The sequence below is a fragment of the Herbaspirillum sp. FG34 genome, assembly GCF_057809315.1.
The window spans coordinates 27406-47704 of record NZ_JBMDJS010000008.1; the positions used below are offsets into that span (position 1 = coordinate 27406).

Genomic DNA, 20299 nt, shown 5'->3' on the forward strand with positions numbered 1-20299 from the left:
GGAGGACAGTTGACCGCGCACGCGGCGAAGCCGGCAGCGCTGGTGCTTTACTCGGGGAAGCGGATGAAGATGCGAATCACGCGGATTGCAGGGTGCTGGTACGACAAGGCGCGTGGGGATCAGGATTTCCGCTCGGTTCTTGAGCGATCCAGGCATTATACGCGATTTTTGCCCCTCTCGCCAATGCGCCTCACTGCCCGCCCTGCTGCGGCTTATCTACGCCATTGCACAATCGATATCGATTCATCGATGCCGCAGATAAACAAAAACTGCGCCGCACGCCTTCATCGAAAAAAGCGCCACCGCAAAGGTGGCGCAAAAAACTGCCAGAGATTCTGCAAAACCAGATAAATCATTTAGATCATTTCCGCATTTCACGCCGTGGAGCGGCAGTCATCAGCGTTCGATGGTGCGGCTCCAGCGGGTATTCCACACCGCGCGATTCTTGTTGATTTCATCCCAATCCACCGCCCGGGCCGCCTTGACGAAAGCGTTCATGCGGGTCTGCTCGGCGGCTGCCGCGCCACTGACCTGGACCTTGGTATTGGTCGGGTTGTAGTTGCCATTTTCCAGCGCCAGCGCCTGAGCCTGCGGCGAGAGCAGATAGGCCGCCAACTCCTGTGACAGTTGCGGCTCGCTGTTGTTGGCGATCACGCACTGCGCCACCATCAGCACGATGGCACCTTCCTTGGGCTGCACGTATTCCACGGGCACACCCTTGCTCTTGAGGAGCGTGGAGAGTGTGGGCGTATAGGGGAACAGCGCGGCTTCGCCGGTCTGTGCCATCTCGGAAATCTTGGCCGAATTGGCGATGTACTCCAGCACATTGGGACCGATGGTCTTGGGCCAGGCCTTGAAGCCCGGATCGACATTGGCATCGGTGCCGCCCTTGATCTGGTTGAAGGCGAGGAAGGCATGCAGCCCGAAGGTGGACGAGGGCAGCGACTGGAACACCACGCGCCCCTTCAACTTGGGATCGGCCAGATCCAGCCAAGAGGTCGGCGGCGCCCAGCCCTTCTCGGCATAGACCTTGGTGTTGTAGGCCAGGCCGGTGACGCTGATGGTCACACCGGTGGCCATGTCATCCTTGATGTGCGCCACCGGCAGCAGGTCGGCCAGGTTGGGATTGGGCTTCTGCTTCTCGCACAGCCCCATGCCGACGGCGCGGGCCATCACGCCATCGTCCAGAAACATCAGGTGCATCTGCGGCTTGTCCCTGGCGGCCTGGGCCTTGGCCAGTATGTCGGCCGAACCGCCCGGCACCACGGCGATCTTGACGTTGTATTTCTGCTCGAAGGGACCGAACACCGCCTGCGTAAAGGTCTTCTCCATGTTGCCGCCATTCATGCCGACATACAGCGTACGGGTCTGTGCCTGCACCTGTGATCCGGCGCTGGCGGTGGCCAGCAGGAGTCCGAGGGCAGCGGTGCGGGAGAGCGACATCATGAGATCTTCCTTTCAGGGTGGGAGGACAACAGGTCGACGACAGCGGCACGCGCCGGGAGGAAGCGGCCGATCGAGAAGGCATCCAGCGCAATGGTGCTGCGACCGTGCAGCACCAGTTCTGCCAGCGCTTCGCCGGCTGCCGGACCGATCTGGAAACCGGCACCGCAGAAGCCGAAGCCATGCAGCAGGCCCAGCTGCGTAGTGCTGGGGCCGATCACCGGATGCTGGTCCGGCAGGTAGCCTTCCACACCGCTCCAGGTCCGGATGATGTGTACATGGCGCAGTGCCGGCAGCAGGGCCGCCGCCTGCGGCAGCAGACCGAGGATGGAATCATGCGAGGCGCGGGCGCGCTGCTCATCGAGCACATAGCCACGTCCGCCGCCCAGCACCACGTTGCCGCGCGCCACCTGGCGGCAATAGATGGAGCCTCCCTCCACACCCAGGCTCCAGGGCAGGAAGTGCGCAATCGGTTCGGTGACCACCATGCTGGGGTGGCCGCTGGTCAGCGGCACGGTTTCGCCAAAGGCTTGCGCCACGCGGTTGGCCCAGGCCCCGGCACAGTTGATGAGGACTTCCGCGCGGACCTGCAGGGTACTTTCCCCATGTCGCGCTTCGGCCACGAAGTCGCGGCCATCATGGCCGACCTGCAGCACTTCGCAGCGCTCGACGATGGTCGCACCGGCTGCCTCGGCAGCGCGTGCGAAGGCCGGTGAGATCAGGCGCGGATTGGCCTGGCCATCTTCCGGACACAACGAGCCACCGACTGCCGCGCCGCCCAGCCAGGGACATTGTTGGCGCAGGCGCTCACCGCTGATGAGTTCGATGCCCAGGCCATAAGGACGGCTCAGTTCGGCATAGCGCGCCAGTGACTGCATGTCGGCCTCGCTGCGGGCCAGCTTGAAGTGACCGCTGCGTTCGTATTCGCCGGTGGTGCCGATCAGGTCCTGGAGCTGGCCCCAGATCTCATGCGCCCGCTGCGACAACGGCAGTTGCACTTCGGGCCGCCCCTGGCGCCGTACGCCGCCATAGTTGATACCGCTGGAGCGTGCACCACACAGGTCGCGCTCCAGCACGGTCACGCGACGTCCGGCCTTGGCCAGCACCAGCGCAGCGGAGGCGCCGACGATGCCGCCGCCGATGATGAGGACTTCGGTGGCAAGAGTTTTCATGAGGCATCTTCCTGGACAGGCAGCGCGATCACCCGCGCCGGAACAGGCTCGGGAGCGGGCACGTGCATGCCCAGGGGAATCGGCTTGATCGGCGCCTGCCCGCGCAGGCGTCCCACTTGCGACACCGGCAGGCCGGCCGCGTGAGCCAGGATTTCGGTCGCGGCCGCGCCGCACATGCGGCCCTGGCAACGGCCCATCCCCACCCGCGTGAGCGCCTTGAGCCGGTTCATTTCCGTGGCCCCCTGCTGGCGCACGGCGGCGCGCAATTCACCGGCCCGGATGTTCTCGCACCGGCACACCACCAGATCATCCGGTGCAGTGGCCGCCCAACGTTCGGGGAAGGGAAATGCGCGTTCCAGCCCGAGACGGAACGCACCGATACGCGCCAGCTCCGCCTCGATCTGCGCTACCCGTGCTGCATCGACTGCGATGCCACGATCCTGCAACAGCGCGAGCGCGGCACGTTCGCCGGCCAGTTCAGCTGCATCCGCGCCCATGATGCCGGCACCGTCACCGGCCAGGTAGACGCCGGGCACGCTGCTGCGGGTGCTAGCGTCGCGCACCGGCAGATGCGCGCGCTGCAGGGCATCGAACTGGAAGCGGCAACCCAGCAGGTCGGCCAGTTGCGTTTCCGACCGCAGTGCATAGCCGAAGCCCACGGCATCGCACGCGATGCGCTGCTCGGGGCCGGGCTTGCCGCCCGCGCCTGCCAGATGCTCGCGACGCCAGGCCAGTGCCTGCACACGTGTATCGCCTTCCACGCGCAACACTCGCGCGTGCGAATGCACCGGCACCCCATGCAGGCGGAGCCAGGCAAGGTAGTAGATGCCCTTGGCCAGCAACGCGGGCTGTCCCAGCATGGCCGGCAGTGCGGCGATGCGGTCGGTCAGGCTGCTGCTGTCGAGTACCGCCGCCACATGCGCGCCGGCCTTGGCATATTGATAGGCCACCAGATAGAGCAGCGGGCCATTGCCGGCCAGTACCACCGAGCGGCCGATGGCACATCCCTGGAACTTCAACGCGACCTGCGCACCACCCAGCGTGTAGACGCCCGGCGTGGTCCAGCCAGGGAATGGCAGCACGCGATCAGTGGCCCCGGTGGCCACGATGATGTCTTCCCAGACCAGGGTGGAGGCCGATTGTGCGCCGCCATCCATCAGATCCAGCAAACCCGGCTGGGCATTCCAGACCAGGGTGTCGGGCCGGTAATCGACGGCCTCGCGCAAGGTGTCGAAGGTATCGTGGACCGATTGCGCGCGGCTGGCCTCGAAGCCATACAGCGTCTTGCGGCTGCGCAGGAATCCGCGCGGTGGCTGGCGATAGATCTGGCCGCCCGCGCGCGCGGCTTCATCGATGACGACCGGACGCAGGCCGTGTGCCAACAGCGTCTGGGCCGCGCGCACACCGGCCGGACCGGCACCGACGATGACGGGAGCACGGCGCCTCATGCGGTCTCCCCCTGCCCGCTCAGCAACTGCATGCCGGCGCGGATGAAGGTGGAACAGGCACGCAAGCGCTCACCGTTATCGGTGGCGATCCAGCAATCCTGGCAAGCGCCCATCATGCAGAATCCGGCCCGCGGCTGGCCGCTGAATTCATTGCGACGCAGGCTGCCCGCGTTGGTCAGCACGGCGGTCAGCACGGTGTCGCCTTCGAGCGCGGTGGCCGGACGGCCGTCCAGGGTGAAGCTGACCGTGGCGCGATCACGCTCGGCCAGCCGCACCAGCTGGGCCTGTGACGGGGAGGAGGTCGGTGTCATGAACGTCCCACCAGCACGCGGTCCAGGCCATAGACCCGGTCCAGGATGATCATTGCCACCGCCGTGATGCCCACCATCAGCGCCGACACCGCCGCCATCATCGGATCAATCGATTCGGTGGCATACATGTACATGCGCACCGGCAGCGTCACCGTCGAGGGCGCCGTCACGAAGATGGACATGGTGACTTCATCGAAGCTGTTGATGAAGGCCAGCAGCCAGCCACCGGTGATGCCGGGCAGGATCATCGGCAGCGTGATGCGCAACAATACCTTCGTGCGCGAAGCGCCCAGCGACAGCGCCGCCTGCTCGGCACTGCGATCAAAACCGATCAGGGCGGCCATGATGAGGCGCATGGTATAGGGCGTCACCACCAGCGAGTGCGCCAGCACCAGCCAGCCGAAGTTGCCGGCGCCGCCCACCACCGAGAACAGCTGCAGCAGCGCCACCCCCAGCACCAGGTGCGGAATGATGAGCGGTGACAGGAACAGGCCCTGCAACATGCCCGACCAGCGATGCGGATAGCGCACCAGCGCCATGGCCGCCGGTATGGCCAGCCCGGTGGAAATGGTGGCGGCGGCCAGGGCCAGCCACAGGCTGTTCCAGAAGGAAGTCACGAAATCGGGGAATTCAAACACTGCCTTGAACCAGCGCAGCGAGAATTCCGGTCCGTTCATGGTCAGGGTGTTTTCGGGGGTGAAGGCGATCACGCACACCACCAGGATCGGCGCCAGCGTGAAGAGGATCACCAGCGCATTGAAGCACAATGCAATCGGTCCGTTCTTGTTCATGGTTCAGCCCAGCGCTTTCTTGTAGCGGCGTTCGATCATGCGGTTCCAGCCCAGCATGATGACCAGGTTGGCCACCAGCAGCAGCAGCGCGATGGCTGCGCCCAGTGGCCAGTTCAGTTCGTGCAGGTATTCGTCGTAGATGATGGTGGCCATCATCTTTAGACGCCGTCCGCCCAGGAGGCCCGGAATGGCAAAGGAACTGGCCGAGAGGCCAAAGACGATCAGGCTGCCCGATAAGATGCCGGGCATGATCTGCGGCAGCACGATACGGCGCAGTACGGTGGCAGGCGTGGCCCCCAGCGAAAGCGCAGCATTGGCCACGCCACCGTCGAGCTTCTGCAGCGAGGTCCACACCGGGATCACCATGAAGGGCAACATCACATGCACCAGCGCAATGACAATGGCCGTTTCGGTGTAGAGCAGCCTGACCCGGGCAAAGCCCAGTGCGGCCAGCGTGCCGTTGATGAGTCCTTCGGGACCGAGCAGCATGCTCCAGCCGAAGGCGCGCACCACCACCGAGATCATCAGCGGGGCCAGCACCACCAACAGCATGACGGAGCGCCATGGCTTGCGCATGCGGTTGAGGATGTAGGCTTCGGGCGCGCCCACCACGATGCAGATCAGCGTGACCAGGCCCGAGATCCACAGCGTGCGCCAGAAGATGCCGTAGTAGTACGGATCGGTCAGCACCGCATAGTAGTGCTCCAGCGTGAAGGTGCCGGCCTTGGGGCCGGTCTCGGCATCATAGGCGTTGAAGGACAGCACCAGGGTCAGCACCAGCGGCACCAGCAGCATCACCGTGCACAGCAGGATGGCCGGGGCCGACATCAGCCAGGGCAGGCTGCGCTGGCCGGGGACCTTGCTGCTGTCGCCGGGGGCCACTGCGGGTGGCGCTACGGAAGTCGTGCCGGCCGCGCTCATGCCGTCACCTGTTCATCGCTGCGGGCGGTGGAGACCAGGCGCAGACTGTAGTCGCTCCACGCCAGGCCGACGGCAGCGCCCTGCTCCAGCGCCTCGGCGCCATCGTTGGCCGACAGCACCGACAGCAGACCCAGCGGCGTCTGCACTTCATACATCCACTGGCTGCCGAGGAAGAAACGGCGCACCACGTCGCCATTGCAGCGGCCCTGGCCGGGCGCGGTACAGCGGATCTTTTCCGGACGCAGGCCGAGCACCACGCGGCCACCGCCGCGCAGGCCGGTATCGCTACTCTCCAGGGACAGCATCATGCCACCCACGGCGATATCGGCGCGCTCGCCGGCCGCACCGACCACCTGACCCTCGAGCAGATTGGCCTTGCCCACGAAGGTGGAAATGAAGCGATTGGCCGGATGCTCATACACGTTCAGAGGACGCCCGACCTGGGTGATGTGACCGGCCTCCATCACCACCACGCGATCACTGATGGACATGGCTTCGCTCTGGTCGTGCGTGACCATGATGGTGGTGGTGCCGACCTTGCGCTGGATGTCGCGCAGCTCGAACTGCATTTCCTCACGCAGCTTGGCGTCGAGATTGGACAAGGGCTCGTCCAGCAGCAGCACGGGCGGTGCGATCACCAGCGCACGCGCCAGGGCCACCCGCTGGCGCTGGCCGCCGGACAGTTCGCGCGGATAGCGGGCGCCATGTTTTTCGAGATGCACCAGGGCCAGGGCCTGCGCTACGCGGTCACGTTTTTCCGCCCGGCCGCACTTGCGCATCTCCAGGCCAAAGGCCACGTTCTGCTCCACCGTCATGTGCGGGAACAGCGCATAGGTCTGGAACACGATACCCAGGCCACGGCTGTTGGGCCTGGCGTGCGTGATGTCGCGTCCGTCCAGTTCGATGCGGCCGCCGCTGACGGCTTCGAAACCGGCAATCATCTGCAGGGTGGTGGTCTTGCCGCAGCCCGAGGGCCCCAGCAGGGAGATGAACTCGCCCTTTTCCACCGTGAGGTTGAAACCCGATACCGCCTGGGTATCACCATAGAACTTACTGACATTGGTCAGCGTAAGAAATGACATTGCAAGCTCCCTGTCGCAAGGTTCGGGCGCTGCACGGCTGGCGGGCTTGTCGGCCGGCGGGCGCTCCGATGCATTCTTTCAAGTACGCCACCGCGGCGCTGCGCGAGGTGGGTGGCGCGTCTCCTGTTTCGTTATTGATGCAATTTCGGTGCCAATTCTGCTATCGTATTTCGACTGTCAGGAAATTTTTTATATTTATTCCGTTCAACGAAATACATCGGCGGACCGACCACCCCCGATTCCACCCAGCAGACAAAGTCCCCTCATGAGCGAGCACAACGACCAGGCTGCGGCGGCCAGCGCCCCAGCCTCCCTGCCGGTCAACGGCATCCAGCGCACCTTCGCGGTGTTGCGTGCCTTGGCCGATGCACCACCACAAGGCATGCGCGTGACCCAGGTGGCCAAGGCCATCGGTCTGACCCAGGGCACCACGCACCGGCTGCTGCAATCGCTGGCCGTCGAAGGCGTGGTGGAGCAGGATGAGCGCAGCAAGCTGTACCGCCTGGGCATGGACCTGTTCGCCCTGGCCGCGCGCGCCGGCAATGCCTCGGATGTGCGCAGCCTGTGCCGTCCGGCCCTGCTGCGGCTGTGCGGCAGCCTGGGCGATACGGTCTTCCTGCTGCTGCGCTCGCGCTTCGATGCGGTGTGCGTGGACCGCGTCGATGGCCCTTTCCCGATCCGCGCCTTCACCGGCGACATCGGCGGACGCGTGGCGCTGGGTGTGGGACAGGGAGCACTGGCCATCCTCGCCTTCCTGCCGGAAGAAGAACGCGAGGAAGTGATCCGCTACAACGTGCCGCGCCTGCGCGAGTTCGGTGTCTATGACGAGGTCTACCTGCGTACCGAGATCGAACGGGTGCGGGAAACCGGCTACGCGGCACGCCAGGCCGGTTTGCTCGATGGCATGGCGGGCCTGGGCGTGCCGCTGTTCGATGCCGCCGGCGGCATCGTCGGCGCCTTGAGCGTGGGCACGCTGACCTCGCGTCTGACCGAGGAACGGCTACCCACCGTGGTGCAGATGCTGCAGCGGGAAGCGGCAGCCCTGTCGCGCCGGATCAATCCCTTCGATCCTGCCTTGCGCCGGCCCATGCACCAGGCCAATCCGGGGGAGCCGCAAGCATGACCTCGCCCGCCTCTGCCCTTGCCCCCGTGCTGCTGATCAAGTCAGGCGGTGCTGCCGCGCTGGCCGAGTGGCGCGCCAGCTTTGATGAATTCGCGCCCGGGCTGGGCCTCGAAGTGCGCGCCTGGGACGATCCGGAAGTCGATCCGGCGCGTGTGCAGTTCGTGCTGGTGTGGCAGCCCGAAGCGGGAAGACTGGCGCAGTTTCCCAACCTGAAGGCCATCCTCAGTGCGGCAGCCGGCGTGGATCACATCCTCGCCGACCCGCACCTGCCGGAGCTGCCCATCGTGCGCATGGTCACCCCCGAAACCCAGCAGCGCATGGCCGAATTCACGCTCATGAGCAGCCTGATGCTGTTGAAGGACATGCCACGCATCATCGCCCAGCAGGCGCGCGCCGAGTGGCGCGAATTCTCCACCCCGCGCACCGCGCGCGAAACCCGGGTGGGCGTACTGGGTCTGGGTGCGCTGGGCCTGTCGGCGGCACGCATACATGCGGCGGTCGGTTTCGACACGGCCGGCTGGGCGCGCTCGCCGCGCAGCGAAGAGGGTCTGGCCTGCTTTGCCGGCGCCGAGGCGCTGCCGGCCTTCCTGGCCCGAACCGACCTCCTGATCTGCCTGCTGCCCGAGACCGCCGACACCCGCCACATCATCGATGCCGGACTGCTAAGCCAGTTACCCAAGGGGGCGGCGCTCATCAACGTCGGACGCGGCAGCCACGTCTGCCTGCCCGACCTGCTGGCCGCGCTCGACAGCGCTCACTTGTCGGCTGCGGTGCTGGACGTATTCGAGGAAGAACCGCTGCCCGCCGGGGCCGCCGTGTGGCGGCATCCGCGCGTACTGGTCACACCCCATGCAGCGGCCACCCCCTCGCGGCGCGAGCGCGCACGACAGGCGGCGGTGGCGATGGCGGCCGTGCTCAACGGCCTGCCGCCACCGCATCTCTACGATCGCGCACGGGGTTACTGAGAAGCAAGTCGGGACCGCACGGCTTGCGGGATACGCCCCCATCGTCTAGACTTTGGCGCTTGCTGGCCGCCCTGGCTTGCCTGTCGTGATGACAGGTGAACAGGCCCGCCGACTCCCTCCCATGCGTGAGGGCAACCCACTGACGGCAACGTTTGGATACCGTACCCATATGGGTGCAAGCTCTTGCACTCCTGCTCCTGATCCTGCTCTCGGCCTTCTTTTCCATGACCGAGACGGCGCTGATGGCCGCCAATCGCCATCGCCTGCGGCACCTGGCCAAACAAGGCAACCGTGCCGCCATCACCATCCTGTGGCTGCTGGACCGCACTGAACGGCTGCTCTCGCTGATCCTCATCGCCAATACCGTCATCAATGCACTGGCCACGGCCCTGGTGACGGCGCTGGCCATTGCTGCCTTCGGCAACCACCAGCGCGTCATCACGGCGGCCACCGCCTTCGTGGCGGCGCTCTTGATCGTCTTCGCCGAGATCGTACCCAAGGTGATCGGCGCCACCCATCCGGAACGCATTGCGCTGTTTACCAGCTTCGTGCTCAAGCCGCTGATGCGGGTGGCCAAGCCGCTGGTGTGGTTCGTCAACATCTTCGTATCGGCCATCCTCAAGGTGCTGCGCATCAAGACCGGTTCCCGCGCGGCGGAGCAGCGCATCTCGCCGGAAGAGCTGCGCTCCATCGTGCTGGAGGGCGGCAGCTTCATTCCGCAGAAACACAAGAGCATCCTGCTGAACCTGTTCGACCTGGAAAAAATCTCGGTGGAAGACGTCATGACCCCGCGCGCCCAGGTCGAGGCCCTGAACCTGGCCGCGCCGGTGGAAGACATCCTGCACCAGCTGGCCACCTGCTATCACAACAAGTTGCCGGTGTTCGAGGGCGAGATCAACCATATCGCCGGCATCCTGCATGTGCGCAAGACGGTCGCGCTGTTCCGCCAGGAAGACGACATCACCCACGACGACATCCGCGCCCTGCTCTCGACCCCCTACTACGTGCCGGTGGAGACCGATGTCTTCACCCAGCTGCAATATTTCCAGGAAAACCACGAGCGCCTGGGCATCGTGGTCGATGAATACGGCGAAGTGCAGGGGCTGGTGACGCTGGAAGACATCATCGAGGAAATGATCGGCGAATTCACCACCTCCTCGCCCGGTTCCTCGGGGGAAGGCTTTGGCTGGGACAAGGACGGCAGTTGCCTGCTCGAAGGTAGTACCACCCTGCGCGACATCAACAAGCGCCTGGGCCTGCAACTGCCGCTGGATGGCCCCAAGACCATCAACGGCCTGCTGCTGGAAACCCTGCAGGACATCCCCGAAGCCAGCGTGGCCGTCAAGATCGATGGCTGCGTGATCGAGATCGTGCAGGTACAGAACCAGGCCATCCGCATGGTCAAGCTCATTGCCATGCCGGCTGACGGGAAGACACCGGACTGATTCGCCCCTCGCCGGGCCGGACCGTATCGAAGTCCTCCGAATTTGTCCCACGCAAATCGCCGCTCCGCTTTCCGGGCAGCGGCAACGCGTGGGAGACTTCCCCTCCCTGTGCGTTGCCCTGCGGCAGCGCCCCTGCGCGCGAGGTCTCCCATGCAATCCGCTCCCGACACGGCCGTGGCCGACGACGATGTCCCCGTGGTGCGCCTGCTGCACAAGCTGCTGGCCGATGCGGTCGGCATGGGCGCCTCCGACCTGCATTTCGAACCCTTCGAACATCTCTTCCGCGTACGCCTGCGCCTGGACGGCGTACTGCACGAACTGGCGCAGCCGCCGCTGACGCTGCGCGACAAGCTGGCCACCCGGCTCAAGATCCTGGCGCGGCTGGATATCGCCGAAAAGCGCCTGCCCCAGGATGGCAAGATGCGCCTGGCGCTGGACCAGCGCACGGTGGACTTCCGCGTCTCGACGCTGCCCACGCAGTTCGGCGAGAAGATCGTGCTGCGCATCCTCGATACCACCCAGGCCACCCTGTCCATTGCCCAGCTCGGCTATGAACCGGCCCAGCAGGAAGCCCTGCTGCAGGCCATCGCCAAGCCGCACGGCCTGGTGCTGATGACCGGTCCGACCGGCTCGGGCAAGACCGTCTCGCTATACGCCTGCCTGCAACGGCTGAACCAGCCGGGCATCAACATCGCCACCGCCGAGGACCCGGTGGAGATCAACCTGCCCGGCATCAACCAGGTCAGCATCAACGAGCGGGCCGGTCTGGACTTCGCCCTGGCGTTGCGCGCCTTCCTGCGCCAGGACCCGGATGTACTGATGGTCGGCGAGATACGCGATCTGGAGACCGCCGACATCGCGGTCAAGGCGTCGCAGACCGGGCATCTGGTGCTCTCCACCCTGCACACCAACGACGCTCCCGCCACGCTCACGCGCCTGCTCAACATGGGGGTGCCGGCCTACAACATCGCGGCTTCCGTCAGCCTGATCGTGGCCCAGCGGCTGGTGCGCAAGCTGTGCCGCTGCCGCCGTCCGGCCGGCGGCACGCCCGCCACCTTCCTGCCGCAGGGCTGCCCGGCCTGCAATCAGACCGGGTTTCGCGGACGCACCGGGATCTACCAGGTCATGCCGGTCAGCGCGGCCATGCAGTCGCTGATCCTGGCCCAGGCCGGCACGCTGGACCTGGGACGGCAGGCGCAGGCCGAAGGCGTCATCGACCTGCGCCGGGCCGGGCTGCTGAAGGTCTTGCGGGGCGAAACCAGCATGGGAGAAATCCTTGCCTGCACCTGATCGCCTGCCTTCCGGCCTCCCCTTCCGCTGGGAAGGACTGGACCGCCACGGCCGCCCGCAGCGCGGCGTCCTTACCGCCGCCGATGAAGCCCAGGCACGCGCCCGGCTGCGTCAACAGGGCCTGCGCGTGGCACGGCTGCGGCGCGATGACGGCGCGCGCACCGCCGACCTCACGCAGGACGGCAGTAGCACCCCGATCATGCGCGGACGCATCACCGCCAAACAGATCGCCCTCTTCACACGCCAGCTCGCCACCATGCTGCAAGCCGGACTGCCGCTGCTGCAATCGCTGGACATCGCCATCCGGGGCGCGACCAGGACTGCGCTGGCCGCGCTGCTGGCCGACGTGCGGCAAGCCGTGGCGCGCGGCGACAGCCTGCATGCCGCACTGGCGCGCCATCCAGGCCAGTTCGATGCGCTCTTCTGCAACCTGGTGCGCGCCGCCGAGGAAGCCGGGATGCTGGATAGCATGCTGGAGCGCATCGCCCTCTATCGTGAGAAATCGCTGGCCTTGCGCGGCAAGGTGCGCGCGGCACTGGCCTATCCCTGCGCGGTGGTGCTGGTCGCGGTCGTGGTGACGGTGGTCATCATGCTGTGGGTCGTACCGGCCTTCGAGCAGATGTTCCAGCAGTTCGGTGCCGAACTGCCACTGCCCACGCGCATCGTGATGGGCATGGCGCATCTGCTGGGTCGCCATGGCCCCCTGTTGCTGCTGGGCTTGCTGATCTCGGGCGTAACGGCAACGCTGGCGTGGCGACGTTATCCCGCGCTGCGACGGGCCGCGCAACGCCTGAGCCTGTCGCTGCCGCTGTTCGGAAAACTGCTGCGACAGGCCGCCCTGGCGCGCTGGAGCCGCACCTTCGGCACCCTCTTCGGGGCCGGCATCGCCCTGGTGGAGGCGCTGGAGACGGTGGCCGGAGCCGCCGGCAACGTGGTCTATGCCGAGGCCTCGCTGGCCGTGCGCGATGCCGTGCGCAACGGCGCCTCGCTGCATGAGGCCATGCAGGTCACGGGCGTCTTCCCGGACCTGGCGGTGCAGATGACGGCCGTGGGCGAAGAGGCCGGTGCACTCGATGCCATGCTGGCGAAGATCGCCGAGCTCAACGAACGCGAGGTCGACGATGCCGTCACGGCCCTCACCAGCCTGATGGAACCCGTTATCATGGCGGTGCTGGGCGTGGTCATCGGCGGCCTGGTGGTGGCGATGTACCTGCCGGTGTTCCGCATGGGTGCGGTGGTATGAAACGACAGGCCGCCTTCCCGCTTCCTTCTCGATCGACACGGACTTGAACGCGACGATGTTTTTCCCCGATGCCCTCGCCCTCCCCGGCCATGCGGCCACAGCGGCCGTGGCGGCGCTGCTGGGCCTGCTGGTGGGCAGTTTCCTGAACGTGGTGATCCATCGCCTGCCGCGCATGATGCTGCGCGAGACTGCCAACTTCGTCGCCCAGGAACGTGGCGAGACCATGCCGCATACCGATCGCTACAACCTCTGGCTGCCCGCCTCCGCCTGTCCCCATTGCACCAGACCGCTGGCGCTGCATCACAAGATTCCGCTCCTGAGCTGGCTGCTGCTGCGCGGACGCTGCGGCTTCTGCGCGGCCCCCATCGGCGCGGCCTATCCCCTGGTGGAACTGCTGAGCGCGCTGCTGTTCGCCCTGCTGGGCTGGCGCTTCGGCCTGGGCCTGCACGGGGTGGCGCTGATGGTATGCGCCGCCTTCCTCATTGCGCTGGCCGTCATCGATGCGCACACCATGCTGCTGCCCGACGACCTCACCCTGCCACTGATGTGGCTGGGGCTGCTGGTCAATCTGGTACATCCCCTGGTGCCGTTGCAGGATGCGGTGCTGGGCGCAATGGCCGGCTATGTCCTGCTGTGGCTGATCTTCTGGATCTTCAAGCTGGCCACCGGCAAGGAGGGCCTGGGCTATGGCGACTTCAAGCTGATGGCGGCGCTGGGCGCCTGGCTGGGCTGGCAAGCCCTGCCGCTGGTCCTGCTGCTGGCCTCGGCGCTGGGTGCGCTGCTGGGCCTGCTCCTGATGGGCCTGGGCCGCCACCAGCGCGGCCAGGCGATTCCCTTCGGCCCCTGCCTGGCCCTCGCCGGCATGCTGACCTTGCTGATGGGCCATGGCTGGCTCACCCGGCTTCTCTACGATTTCTGACCCCATGACCTCACTGACTGAACGCTTCACCATCGGCCTGACCGGCGGCATCGGCAGCGGCAAGACCACGGTGGCCAATCTGTTCGGCGCGCTGGGCGCTGCGCTGGTGGATACCGATGCCATCGCCCATGCCCTGACCGCACCGCAGGGCCTGGCCATTGCGCCCATTCGCGCGCATTTCGGCGACCAGTTCATCGATGCCCACGGCGCCATGGACCGCACCCGCATGCGCCAGCACGTGTTCGGCAATCCGAGCGCGCGTCATGCGCTGGAAGCCATCCTGCATCCGCTGATCCGCAGCGAGACCATGCGCGAGGCCAAGCTCGCCACCGGCCCCTACGTCATCTTCGTGGTGCCGCTGCTGGTGGAGTCCGGCACCTGGGTCGGTCGCGCCAGCCGTATCCTGGTGGTGGATTGCCCGGAAGAGGTCCAGATCGAGCGCGTCATGCAGCGCAATGGCCTGCAGCGTGAAGAAGTGGAAGCCATCATGGCCGCCCAGGCCAGCCGCCAGGCCCGCCTGGCCGTGGCGCAGGATGTCATCGACAACGGTGGCAGCAATGCCGCGCTGCCGGACCAGGTCCGTGCGCTGCATGCGCGTTACCTGGCGCTGGCGGGGGCGTCCTGAAGCACGGGCAGGCATCCCCTGATGAGGCGACAATGCACACGGGCAGCCGGGCAAAGGCGAACCGGCAAAGCAGCTTCATTTGATGCCGACTGCATTTGTAATTTTCTTCTGCATGGGTCAGAATCACAGACATTGCACATGTTGACGAGGTTATTGCACCCACGCGGCCTGTCAGCGGCCTAACAAGTCCGGTTCAACCAATAAAGGGATCATGCTTTGATCGTCTACGAATACCCTTTCAACGAGCGTATTCGCACGCTGTTGCGACTGGAAGACCTCTACGAGAAATTCGTCTTCTTCCTGCACCAGGAAAGCCCGCATCAGCATCACATCGCCCTTGCCACCATTTTCGAAATGCTGGAGGTCGCCGGACGCGCCGACCTCAAGTCCGACCTGCTGCAAGAGCTGGAACGACAGAAGCAGATCCTGCTGGCCTACCAGTCCAACCCCAATGTCGAGCCCGAGATGCTCAGCGCCATCCTGGCCGAAGTCGACCAGGCCAGCAGCGCCCTCGCAGCCGCCCAGGGCAAGACCGGGCAGAACATCCGCGACAATGAATGGTTGATGAGCATCCGCGGACGCACCATCATCCCGGGCGGGGCCTGCGAATTCGACCTGCCGGCCTATTACGCCTGGCAACAGCATCCATTCGACCGCCGTTTCCAGGACATCTCCAACTGGTTCGCCCCGCTGATCCCGCTGTTCGATGCCATCGGCATCGTCATGCGGCTGCTGCGCGAATCGGGACATGCCGTCAAGATCAACGCCGAAGGCGGCAGTTACCAGCAGATGCTGCAGGGAAAGGTCTACCAGATGCTGCGCCTGTCGCTCGACATTGAACTCGGCGCAATTCCCGAGATCTCGGCCAACAAATACATGCTGTGGGTGCGGTTCACCCAGCAGGATGGCGACGAAAAGCCGCGTGCCTTCGATGGCGAAGTGCCCTTCGAGCTGGCGCTGTGCGGCTTTTGACCTGTAATCTGAATGAAATGAAGTGAAGTAAAACGTATGGCAACGATCGTAGACTGCCCGACCTGTGGCACCAAAGTGGAATGGAACGAGAAGAACAAGTACCGCCCCTTCTGTTCCGAACGCTGCAAGCAGATCGACCTGGGTGCCTGGGCGGAAGAAAAGTACACCATCCCCGCAGTGAACCTGCCCCTGGAAGACGAAGGCGACAAGCCCGTGCAGTGATCACGGGCTTTTTCCTTCATATCGCCTCAAACCCGCCTATTTTCAGCCTTTGTCGCCGTACCTGAGCTGATCCAGCCACTGGATCAGCGGGATGGTGGCCGGCAGCAGTGGCGCCACGTCCACACCGCCCTGCCAGGCAAAGGCCTGGCCTTCCAGGCTCTGCGGCTGGCCGCGCCACTGGCGGCTGATGTAGAAATGCAGACGCACATGGGCATGCGGATAGACATGCTCGACGCCGCACCAGGGTTCGCCATCGAGCACCTCGATACCCAGTTCTTCCTTGAACTCGCGCTGCAAGGCCGCGAAGATGCTTTCCCCCTGCTCCACCTTGCCACCGGGGAATTCCCAGTAGCCTGCATAGGGCTTGCCTTCCGGACGCTGGCCCAGCAGCACGTCGCCATTGGGCTGCATCAGGATGCCCACGGCCACGTCGATGGGCCTGGATGGCGTCGCCGCCATCAGCCTTGCGCCTTGCCCGCGTAGTCGCGCGCAAACTGCCAGGCCACGCGGCCCGAGCGCGAGCTGCGTTGCAGGGCCCAGCGCAGGGCATCGGCGCGAGCGTCGGCGATCTGGGCATCGTTGCAACCGAAGTGGCGCAGCCAGTGCGCCACGATGTCCAGGAAATCATCCTGCTTGAAGGGGTAGAAGGTCACCCACAGACCAAAGCGCTCGGAGAGCGAAATCTTTTCTTCCACCGTCTCGCCGGGATGCAGGTCGCCGTCCTCGGTGTGGGTATAGGTGCTGTTGTCGGAGAGGCGCTCCGGCATCAGGTGGCGACGGTTGGAGGTGGCGTAGATCAGCACGTTGTCCGACTGTGCGGCGATGCTGCCGTCCAGCGCCACCTTCAGGGCCTTGTAACCGCCCTCGCCTTCCTCGAAGGAAAGATCGTCGCAGAAGACGATGAAGCGCTCCGGGCGCGAGGCCACCAGCTCGACGATGTCCTGCAGGTCGTGCAGGTCATCCTTGTCCACCTCGATCAGGCGCAGGCCACGGTCGGCGTACTGGTTCAGGCAAGCCTTGATGAGCGAGGACTTGCCGGTACCGCGCGCACCGGTCAGCAGTACGTTGTTGGCCGGGCGGCCTTCGACGAACTGGCGGGTGTTCTGGTCAATCTGTTCCTTTTGCGGACCGATATTGTGCAGGTCCGACAGGCCGATCCTGGAGATGTGGCCCACCGCCTGCAAGTAACCGGCACGCTGCGCGGTGGCGCCGCGCCAACGGAAGGCGACGGCGGCGTTCCAGTCGGGTTCACGGGCGGCGGCGTTGGGCAGGATGGCTTCGACGCGCGCCAGCAAGGCTTCGGCACGCTGCAGGAATTGATCTAGCTGGGTCATGGCGATGCTCAGGAACGATAGTCGGCGTTGATCGACACGTAGTCATGCGACAGGTCGCAGGTCCAGATGGAGGCCTTGGCGGTGCCGCGCGCCAGCTTCACGCGCACCACGATCTCGGCTTTCTTCATGACGCGCTGGCCGTCTTCTTCGCGGTAATCCGGGTTGCGGCCACCATCCTTGGCGACCCACACGTCGTCCAGCCACAGGTTGATCTTCGACACATCCAGGTCATCGATACCGGCATAGCCGATGGCGGCCAGGATGCGGCCCAGGTTCGGGTCGGAGGCGAAGAAGGCCGTCTTGACCAGCGGCGAATGGCCGATGGAATAGGCGATCTGGCGGCATTCCTCGATGCTCTTGCCGTCTTCCACGGCCACTTCGATGAACTTGGTCGCGCCTTCGCCATCGCGCACGATCTGGTGCGCCAGATGCTGCGACAGGTCGGTGACGGCTGCGGCCAGTTGCTTGTATTCCTCGCTGTCGGCGCTGGTGATCTCCAGTTCGCCGGCCCCGGTGGCCATCAGGATGAAGGAATCGTTGGTCGAGGTATCGCCATCGATGGTGATGCAGTTGAAGGAATGGTCAGCGGCGTCCTTGACCAGCTGGTTCAGCAGCGCCTGCGGCAGCTTGGCGTCGAAGGCCAGGAAACCCAGCATGGTGGCCATGTTGGGCTTGATCATGCCAGCCCCCTTGCTGATGCCGGTCATCACCACTTGCTTGCCGCCGATGGTCAGGGTGCGCGAAGCGGCCTTGGGCTGGGTGTCGGTGGTCATGATGGACTCGGCCGCGTTGAACCAGTTGTCGGCCTTGAGGTTGCCGATGGCTTGCGGCAGGCCCGCGATGATGCGGTCGGCCGGCAGCGGCTCCAGGATCACGCCGGTCGAGAACGGCAGGATCTGCTGCGGCTCCACGCCCATCTCCCGGGCCAGCGCGGCGCAGACCGACTTGGCGCGCTGCAGACCTTCTTCGCCGGTGCCGGCGTTGGCGTTACCGGTGTTGATCACCAGGGCACGGATGGGCTTGCCGGCGCTCAGCTGCGCCAGGTTGGCCTGGCAGATCTGCACCGGGGCGGCACAGAAACGGTTCTTGGTGAAGACGCCCGCCACGGTAGCCGTCTCGGCCAGCTTCATGACCAGCACGTCCTTGCGATTGGCCTTGCGCACGCCCGCTTCGGCATGGCCGAGTTCGATGCCGGCAACGGCTTTCAGGTCAGAAGGAACGGGAATCGGGGAATTGACGGCCATGGCGAGCTTTCAGCGTAAAAATCGGAACGCGTATTTTAAACACTTTCCGTCACCGGCTGATGACGCAGGAACTCGCTTTCGATGATCTCGGCGCTCATCCTCGCCCATTCTGCATATTGGCCATGGCCAGGGTGGAAGCGGTCGATGGCCATCTCATGCGGCAGCGCCCATTGCAGCGAGCAGTAGCGCAGCGCGGCGTCGGCGCCGATCCAGTCGCGCAGCGCCCGGTCCAGCTTGCGCGCATAGCGCCCCAGATACCAGCGCAGCGGCTGCGGTGCCACCGGCAGCAGGTGCATGGGCGGCAAGCCCGAGAAGACGATGTGCTCCACCCCGGCCTGCGCCATCAGACGCTCGCACAGCAGGCGCAGGTTGGCCACGTAGCGCTGCGGACTCATCTGCGAGGTGACATCGTTCACTCCCAGCGCCACCACCAGCACGGTGGCCGGGCCGATCTCGTGGCGTCCCAGCAGATCCAGCGCTTCCAGCGAATTGACACCGCTCTGCGCCACCAACTGCCAGGCCACCGGATGTCCGGTGCGCTCGGCCAGCTGGCGCGCCAGCGGCTGGGCCAGGGCTTGCTCCTGATGCTCGACGCCGACGCCCGCTGCGGAAGAGTCGCCCACCACCAGCACGCGCAAAGGTTCAGCCACCAGCGTCCCGCGCAGGGGGGCGAACTCCACGCCGCTGCGCGGACCGGCCGCTTCCGGCAGCCGCAGCGCGGTCTTGCGCAGGCGTCTGGCCTGCGCCAGCAACAGCGGACCTAACAGCAGCTTGGCCAGTATCAGCATGACAGCCTGCGCATCAGGGCAGCAGATTCTTGACCACCACCAGCCAGGGACGCGCCGCAATCGGCTGGGCGCGGCCCTGCTCATCCACCGGGATCAGGGATTCGGACACCGAATTGAAGACATTGCCGCCGATCACCCCGGCCCAGCCATCATCGGCATGCACCTCCACCACCATATCGCAGTGGCCGGCCAGACCGGGACGGATCTCGTCAATGGAGGTGATGTTGTTGTTGCCGCGCGGGGCGCAGAGTAGGTCGCCGGGTGCAATCGGCTCGCTCTCGGGGGGGCGCAGGACGAATTGCGGCGAGGGGCGTGACTGCCGCTCCTTGAGGAAACTGAGGTAATTGAAATGGGTTTCGCTGGGCGCAAAATCCTGGGGCGGCACATTGGTGCTCACCATCAGCCAGGAAATGAAGGCAGCCGACCAGGCTTGCTGGCAGTCCGCTCCGGTCAGGTTCTTGCCGACCGCGTGCCAGTATTCGGCTACCCGCTGCACGGCCTCGCCCTCGTCTTCCAGCAAGCCCAGGCGCGGGGCGCTGAAGGGCTCATGGCGCATGTCGATCTGCTGGTTGCCGAAGAAATCCCACTCGGCCTTGGCCGCTTCCACCAGTGCCGCACGCGTGGGCGCAGCCGTGCTGATGGCCACGGCGGGCACGCCGGTGTTGGTCACCGGGATGGAGGGAGTGATGGGCGCATAGCCCGGGTTATCGCTGTCGCGCCATTGCGGTAGCGGCGAGGAAGCGCAGCCGGCCAGCAAGACGGCGATGGCGGTGGCAGTGAAGCCGGAACGGGACGCACGAAACATCTTGGCGAGGGACATCTTCTTGTTCTCCTGGGCGGCAGGCGTTGGCTGCCGGAGCGCTCATCATAAGGGGAGCCGGGGCAATTTTGCAGAAGCCTTCACCTGCAGGATGTAAAAAAGGCCGCCCACCCGCTTGGGTGGACAGCCTCTTCACATCTG

21 protein-coding genes are annotated in these 20299 nt (G+C 65.4%); 9 read left to right on the forward strand and 12 right to left on the reverse strand.

Going from position 1 to position 20299, the window contains the following annotated elements; genetic code table 11:
• Positions 1 to 396: 396 nt before the first annotated feature.
• From ACODSZ_RS11925 to ACODSZ_RS11955, 7 genes are read right to left on the reverse strand one after another with little or no spacing between them, the layout of a single operon-like run.
• On the reverse strand, positions 397 to 1446 hold the full coding sequence (locus ACODSZ_RS11925) for an ABC transporter substrate-binding protein (RefSeq protein ID WP_008334609.1): 1050 nt from the start codon (positions 1444 to 1446) through the stop codon (positions 397 to 399).
• Positions 1443 to 2615 (reverse strand): NAD(P)/FAD-dependent oxidoreductase, encoded by a 1173-nt coding sequence (locus ACODSZ_RS11930; protein ID WP_008334608.1) that lies wholly within the window; start codon positions 2613 to 2615, stop codon positions 1443 to 1445. The genes ACODSZ_RS11925 and ACODSZ_RS11930 overlap by 4 nt, the downstream gene beginning before the upstream one ends.
• The gene (locus ACODSZ_RS11935; protein ID WP_175342908.1) at positions 2612 to 4063 is read right to left on the reverse strand and encodes an NAD(P)/FAD-dependent oxidoreductase; all 1452 of its coding nucleotides are present in this window, start codon (positions 4061 to 4063) and stop codon (positions 2612 to 2614) included. Before ACODSZ_RS11935 ends, ACODSZ_RS11930 begins: the two co-directional genes overlap by 4 nt.
• On the reverse strand, positions 4060 to 4374 hold the full coding sequence (locus tag ACODSZ_RS11940; RefSeq protein WP_008334604.1) for a (2Fe-2S)-binding protein: 315 nt from the start codon (positions 4372 to 4374) through the stop codon (positions 4060 to 4062). The genes ACODSZ_RS11935 and ACODSZ_RS11940 overlap by 4 nt, the downstream gene beginning before the upstream one ends.
• Positions 4371 to 5165, reverse strand: a complete 795-nt coding sequence (locus ACODSZ_RS11945) for an ABC transporter permease (protein WP_008334602.1) — start codon at positions 5163 to 5165, stop codon at positions 4371 to 4373. Before ACODSZ_RS11945 ends, ACODSZ_RS11940 begins: the two co-directional genes overlap by 4 nt.
• Before the next feature lie 3 nt (positions 5166 to 5168).
• Positions 5169 to 6086, reverse strand: coding sequence for an ABC transporter permease (locus ACODSZ_RS11950; protein WP_175342909.1), 918 nt, complete (start codon positions 6084 to 6086; stop codon positions 5169 to 5171).
• On the reverse strand, positions 6083 to 7168 hold the full coding sequence (locus ACODSZ_RS11955) for an ABC transporter ATP-binding protein (RefSeq protein WP_008334600.1): 1086 nt from the start codon (positions 7166 to 7168) through the stop codon (positions 6083 to 6085). The genes ACODSZ_RS11950 and ACODSZ_RS11955 overlap by 4 nt, the downstream gene beginning before the upstream one ends.
• Before the next feature lie 265 nt (positions 7169 to 7433).
• Here ACODSZ_RS11955 and ACODSZ_RS11960 point away from each other — a divergent pair, with 265 nt between their 5' ends.
• The 9 genes from ACODSZ_RS11960 to yacG all read left to right on the forward strand — a co-directional run bounded on the left by ACODSZ_RS11960 (position 7434) and on the right by yacG (position 15972).
• Positions 7434 to 8291, forward strand: a complete 858-nt coding sequence (locus tag ACODSZ_RS11960; RefSeq protein ID WP_008334598.1) for an IclR family transcriptional regulator — start codon at positions 7434 to 7436, stop codon at positions 8289 to 8291.
• Positions 8288 to 9256, forward strand: a complete 969-nt coding sequence (locus ACODSZ_RS11965; protein WP_488927659.1) for a 2-hydroxyacid dehydrogenase — start codon at positions 8288 to 8290, stop codon at positions 9254 to 9256. The genes ACODSZ_RS11960 and ACODSZ_RS11965 overlap by 4 nt, the downstream gene beginning before the upstream one ends.
• A 152-nt stretch (positions 9257 to 9408) precedes the next feature.
• Positions 9409 to 10701, forward strand: a complete 1293-nt coding sequence (locus ACODSZ_RS11970) for an HlyC/CorC family transporter (RefSeq protein WP_034351614.1) — start codon at positions 9409 to 9411, stop codon at positions 10699 to 10701.
• A gap of 150 nt (positions 10702 to 10851) precedes the next feature.
• Complete coding sequence (locus ACODSZ_RS11975) at positions 10852 to 11991, forward strand: GspE/PulE family protein (RefSeq protein ID WP_488927660.1); 1140 nt, start codon at positions 10852 to 10854, stop codon at positions 11989 to 11991.
• Positions 11978 to 13234 (forward strand): type II secretion system F family protein, encoded by a 1257-nt coding sequence (locus ACODSZ_RS11980; protein ID WP_488927661.1) that lies wholly within the window; start codon positions 11978 to 11980, stop codon positions 13232 to 13234. Before ACODSZ_RS11975 ends, ACODSZ_RS11980 begins: the two co-directional genes overlap by 14 nt.
• A 55-nt stretch (positions 13235 to 13289) precedes the next feature.
• Positions 13290 to 14153 (forward strand): prepilin peptidase, encoded by an 864-nt coding sequence (locus tag ACODSZ_RS11985; RefSeq protein WP_008334584.1) that lies wholly within the window; start codon positions 13290 to 13292, stop codon positions 14151 to 14153.
• A 4-nt stretch (positions 14154 to 14157) separates the two neighbouring features.
• Positions 14158 to 14778: a dephospho-CoA kinase gene (coaE, locus tag ACODSZ_RS11990; RefSeq protein WP_488927662.1), complete on the forward strand. Its 621-nt coding sequence runs from the start codon at positions 14158 to 14160 to the stop codon at positions 14776 to 14778.
• 216 nt (positions 14779 to 14994) lie between these two features.
• Positions 14995 to 15750, forward strand: coding sequence for a cell division protein ZapD (gene zapD, locus ACODSZ_RS11995; protein ID WP_008334573.1), 756 nt, complete (start codon positions 14995 to 14997; stop codon positions 15748 to 15750).
• Between the two features lie 36 nt (positions 15751 to 15786).
• Positions 15787 to 15972: a DNA gyrase inhibitor YacG gene (gene yacG / locus ACODSZ_RS12000; RefSeq protein ID WP_034351612.1), complete on the forward strand. Its 186-nt coding sequence runs from the start codon at positions 15787 to 15789 to the stop codon at positions 15970 to 15972.
• A gap of 42 nt (positions 15973 to 16014) precedes the next feature.
• Here yacG and ACODSZ_RS12005 read toward each other — a convergent pair whose 3' ends face one another.
• From ACODSZ_RS12005 to ACODSZ_RS12025, 5 genes are read right to left on the reverse strand one after another with little or no spacing between them, the layout of a single operon-like run.
• Complete coding sequence (locus ACODSZ_RS12005) at positions 16015 to 16431, reverse strand: NUDIX domain-containing protein (RefSeq protein ID WP_175342916.1); 417 nt, start codon at positions 16429 to 16431, stop codon at positions 16015 to 16017.
• Complete coding sequence (locus tag ACODSZ_RS12010; RefSeq protein ID WP_008334570.1) at positions 16431 to 17306, reverse strand: ATP-binding protein; 876 nt, start codon at positions 17304 to 17306, stop codon at positions 16431 to 16433. The genes ACODSZ_RS12005 and ACODSZ_RS12010 overlap by 1 nt, the downstream gene beginning before the upstream one ends.
• Positions 17307 to 17314: 8 nt before the next feature.
• The gene (gene argJ, locus ACODSZ_RS12015) at positions 17315 to 18550 is read right to left on the reverse strand and encodes a bifunctional glutamate N-acetyltransferase/amino-acid acetyltransferase ArgJ (protein WP_488927663.1); all 1236 of its coding nucleotides are present in this window, start codon (positions 18548 to 18550) and stop codon (positions 17315 to 17317) included.
• A 35-nt stretch (positions 18551 to 18585) separates the two neighbouring features.
• Entirely contained in the window at positions 18586 to 19338 is a 753-nt protein-coding gene (locus ACODSZ_RS12020; protein ID WP_488927664.1) for an SGNH/GDSL hydrolase family protein, read from the reverse strand.
• Positions 19339 to 19351: 13 nt separating this feature from the next.
• On the reverse strand, positions 19352 to 20158 hold the full coding sequence (locus ACODSZ_RS12025) for a DUF2272 domain-containing protein (protein WP_175342919.1): 807 nt from the start codon (positions 20156 to 20158) through the stop codon (positions 19352 to 19354).
• Between the last annotated feature and the right edge of the window lie 141 nt (positions 20159 to 20299).